Origin of the sequence: Halomonas sp. IOP_14 (genome assembly GCF_021021315.1) — a bacterium.
GTDB lineage: Bacteria > Pseudomonadota > Gammaproteobacteria > Pseudomonadales > Halomonadaceae > Vreelandella > Vreelandella titanicae.
Map to the genome: position 1 here is coordinate 1 of NZ_JAINWD010000090.1, position 4,171 is coordinate 4,171.

General features: G+C 49.6%; 5 protein-coding genes and 1 pseudogene. 4 read left to right on the plus strand and 2 right to left on the minus strand.

Going from position 1 to position 4,171, the window contains the following annotated elements; all coding sequences use genetic code 11:
* The 4 genes and pseudogenes from K7H09_RS24115 to K7H09_RS24130 form a co-directional block, all read left to right on the plus strand.
* On the plus strand, positions 1 to 473 hold a 473-nt coding region (locus tag K7H09_RS24115; RefSeq protein ID WP_230806336.1), incomplete at its 5' end, for a hypothetical protein.
* A 60-nt stretch (positions 474 to 533) separates the two neighbouring features.
* Positions 534 to 686 (plus strand): annotated as a pseudogene (locus tag K7H09_RS24120) (transposase); the annotation flags it as partial.
* A 203-nt stretch (positions 687 to 889) separates the two neighbouring features.
* Positions 890 to 1,384, plus strand: coding sequence for an AAA family ATPase (locus K7H09_RS24125; RefSeq protein ID WP_190373363.1), 495 nt, complete (start codon positions 890 to 892; stop codon positions 1,382 to 1,384).
* A 94-nt stretch (positions 1,385 to 1,478) separates the two neighbouring features.
* Positions 1,479 to 2,213, plus strand: a complete 735-nt coding sequence (locus tag K7H09_RS24130) for a HEPN domain-containing protein (protein WP_230806340.1) — start codon at positions 1,479 to 1,481, stop codon at positions 2,211 to 2,213.
* Between the two features lie 384 nt (positions 2,214 to 2,597).
* Here the strand turns inward: K7H09_RS24130 and K7H09_RS24135 are convergent, their stop codons facing one another.
* Together K7H09_RS24135 and K7H09_RS24140 are read right to left on the minus strand one after the other, a co-directional pair.
* Complete coding sequence (locus tag K7H09_RS24135; protein WP_230806342.1) at positions 2,598 to 3,131, minus strand: invasion associated locus B family protein; 534 nt, start codon at positions 3,129 to 3,131, stop codon at positions 2,598 to 2,600.
* 262 nt (positions 3,132 to 3,393) lie between these two features.
* Positions 3,394 to 4,171, minus strand: a 778-nt coding sequence (locus tag K7H09_RS24140; protein ID WP_330165629.1) for a phosphatase PAP2 family protein, incomplete at its 5' end; no start/stop codon positions are given.

A 4,171-nucleotide genomic window follows, 5' to 3' on the forward strand; every position in this document is an offset into this window, starting at 1 on the left:
ATGGCAGTGACTTTTTCAGAGCTTCCCTAGGGGCATATTCGGAGAACGGCTACGGCTCTGGCTTTCAAAATGTGGCTAGTGAATTGATTGAAAAGTGCCAACAGCTTCTTGAGGGCGTAGAGATGAAATGTAGTTTTCATCAAGCCAGATTTCAGAACATTTATTTGCTTGAAATTGAAAAGAGTGACTCTCTGGCATTTGCCGGTGGTAGTCCTTACGTGATGAAAAGCGGAAAGCCGAAAATTATTCCTGAACGACAGCTTATCGAGAAATTAGGATTAGGAGTCGATTCTTCGTTAATAAATATGCTCTCAGAGCAAATTACTAAGCAGTCCGAAAAAGTTGATTATTTGAGCGAAGAGCTAAAAGAAAAAAGTAAGCTAAAGAATCAAGTACCCGGCTTGTTGGTCGGTGGCTTCATAGGTTGGCTGCTTTCTGCGTTATTAAATAGCCTGCTAAATGTTGGTGGCTAGAGTAATGAATTCGTATAACAAGCAATTCCAGGTGATACCTACTGCGCACCTGAATTGGGCGTTGAGCCTGTATTCGGTAACATTGGCACGACGAAAAGGTTGAACCGCTTCAGCCTTCGGGGTAAGAAAAAGGTGCAAAGTCAGTGGCAGCTCTACTGCTTAGTGCACAATATTGAGAAGTTGGCGAATTACGGCCACATGGCCGCGTCATGAAGGGCTTAGAGCGGAGTAAGTTGCTTTTTAAGAGCAAAAGGCCGTCTTCAACAAGCTTTAGCTGGGCGCTCAAGTGGCTAAATGCCGATATTAAGATTACTCAGCCAGATGACCAGCTGGGTAAATGAATAAGGACAACAGGCGGTGGAAATGGCTCGAAATCGGGTTTTTCTACAGACTCGTTATACGATACGAGGTAAGAAATGAAAAAAGGAGTACTGACGTTTTTCTGTGGAAAAATGGGAGCAGGGAAAACTACAAAGTCTCGTGAAATCTCCCAAGAGCGAAACGCCGTACTGCTCTCAGAAGACGAGTGGATTTCATCAATTTATCCGAATAGCATCAAGACCTTAGATGATTACATTGAATATTCTGGCCGTCTTAAGCCTCAAATGAAGAAACTGGTTCAATCAATCTTAGCGTCTGGAACCAACGTAGTAATGGATTTTCCGGCAAATACAATTCCACAACGTGAGTGGTTTAAAAGCATTTTTTCAGAGATCCAGGCCCCACATGAATTAATTTACATCGACCAGCCAAATGCGATTTGCTTGGGGCAAATCGCAAAAAGGCGGATAGAACATCCACAGAGAGCGGCAACTGATACGGAAGAGATGTTTGAGCTGGTTACAAAGCACTTTGTGGCACCCACACTTGATGAGGGGTTCAACACAACCGTAGTTGTGGCAAATGCATAACAATCGCAGGCACGGCGAAAGCTTTTTCTTTGCGGCTTCGCCTCCACTACAAAGCCGCGAGTACTGGCGGCGTTAGCCAATTTAGAGGGTAAGTATGTCTCACAGCATGATGCAGAAAGTGAACAGTTTTGCTCTCAGAGCTTTTCGAGACACCGCTGACAGAGACTACATCCATGCTCGTATGGCTTACAGGGCCGACCTGTTTCCACAGTTTCACTGGTCTGCGCTTCATGCTCTTGAAAAATATGCAAAATGCATTGCAATTCTTGTCCGTGTCCCAAAGCCAAAGCGCGCTATAAAGCATGAGGTAGAAAGAAGCTTAGACCTTATCTCTGAGAAGCTAGATATTGCCCTATCAGAGCAAACCAAGAAATTCATAAAAAGGCTTGAGGAGTTTGGGGCAAGATTTCGATACCTAGAGGTGTCCTGGTTCATAAAGGACTGTGAGCTCGCGATATTGGATCGAGCAGTATGGGAACTACGCCGTTTCTGTAATTCGGAGCTGTATGAATATTCTGGCAACCAGTTTGTTTCAATATCCCAAGATAAATACGATCAAGTAAAGGCTATCGATAAGCCGAACAAGACTAATACTCTTATCCCTGGTGGGTTTCTAGAGAAAACGTTGGAGAAAAGAAATTCCAGGGCTAGGCCTGATCTAGTTTGGTGCAATCTGTACTACTCAGCATCAAAGCGTAAAAGGGTTTATATGAAAAGCTCTGTCATGGCTGAGAATTCGCCGTTTTTCCTATACCCTGAAATCATTGACGAGGTGTCTAAATACACCTTTATTCCAAAAGAAATAAGCGATGCCTACAAAAATGGCTAACATTGCCAGTCATGGCGACGGCTACTCCATTGCGGCTTCGCCTCCATTCCGCAGCCGCGCATGCTGGCGGCGTTATATCAGTATCGCCTAAAATTCCGCTCCTGGCCGATAGCGACACTCCAGTCAGGGCCTGCGTATGTCCCTGTCAAACTTCTGTCTTTTCTTCCATTTTAAAGCGTCATCCACTTCTATCCCAAAGTATCAAACAGTGCTTTCCAGCTAACGTATCATTCGTGGCTCAGACCATCGCGCCGGAATGCTAAGTGCTAGAGCGCAGTTTTGCATGGCCACCACGCCAGCAGGCGTAAACATACGCCTGCTGGCAACGGTTGAGCAGACTTGCCGGCCCTTGTGGGCCGGTTTTGTCGGGGAAGGTGCTTCTGATCAGGGAGCAATGCGGGTACTGGCATCGGTAAAGCCGATCAGCGAAATATCTATGTCCATGCGTTCACCGCGTGGACTAATCATGCTGAGGGTTGCTGTATTGCCACTGCGGAGTTGCTGCAACATCGACGACTCAATGGGCACGTCAGCACGGCACCCTTGCTCCTGGCATACCTGATAGGGGAATTGGACTGGCTCAGCGTTATCCACACTGAATTGCAAGCCCGGGGCCAGACGTACCCCCAGCGGCACGAAGAAGCTCATCACCGGGTCATCGATCTGAGGCGGGTAGTCGAGAATTACCTGCATCAAGGGCTGGTCGCTGTCGGGTTGAGTGATCAGTTGCGACATCGCACAAGGGCTCGGGCCCTCGGCACTACGCTGGCAACGGACTTCCCAATCCTGGAACGACTCGGTAGTAACATCATTACCGGAGGCTGCCCCTGGTTGTTGTTGGCTAAAGGCATTGGGGGACAACGCCAAGAGCGATAGTAGACCCATTCTGAAAAGGTTTTGAGTAAGAGAGTTTGGCATTGGCGTTACCTCCTGTTGGTTCGCTGATGGTGGATAATAGTGCTCACCATGCCTGCTTGTACGCTTGAGGTCGAGCCCTTGATGTACGAGAGCGTGGTTGGGCTGTTTACCTTCCTCCCTAACCAGTCTTCCTGAGCGTTTTTTTTATTTAAGAGGAAGGGCGGTTTGATCGCTCTAACGGCTACTGTTTATCCTGGCGATGTATTCATTTTTCCAGGTGGCTGGGCAACTCACTGCGTTGCCCACCTAGGCTTGGGTCACGTTATTCGGTGCCCGAACTGCTCTCTTCCGGCTCTAACTGCCCATGCCGCTGCATCCAGCGCATCACGATCCAGCACAGCGCTGCCCAGCTCGCCCCGGCCGTCCAGCCCGCAAGCACATCGGTCGGCCAATGAACTCCAAGGTAAACGCGGCTTATGCCCACCAGCAGGGTCAACAATATCGCCAGTATCAAAAGGTAAGCCTTTAGCCTCAGCGCGGGCTGTACGCGGATGAGCAGCGCGGCCAGGGTGAGGTAGGTCACGGCAGACATCATTGAGTGGCCGCTGGGAAAGCTCGCGGTGTAGACCATGGCTTCATGAGGCACGAGATCCGGGCGAGGGCGATCGAAGCCCATCTTCATCACAGTGCTTAGTAGTATGCCGCCGGGCACCGCGATTGAAGCAAAGAGAGCCGCGCGGTAGTGCCTGGCAAGTAACAAGTAGCCCAGGGCACCCAATGTGATGAGTACCAGCACGCCGACACCGCCCAGTGCGGTAAAGTCCCGGCCCATTTCCTCAACCCATCCCGGCCCGATTGGGTCGCTTAGATCCGCGGGATTGCGAAGGGCGAGCAGCAGGCTTTCATCGATGCTATGGGTGTCCCCCTCGATAACTTCTTCGGCCAGCGCGACGAACCCCCAAATCCCACCGGAAAGTACCGCGACGCATAGCAGCATCGCTAGTTCGTAGCGGCCGAGCCGAGCCAGTAGGGAAAAGCTTTTGCGCCCAACTTGTCCAAGTTTTTCATGGTGCTTCATTTGCAACTCCTTTGCTTTGAGA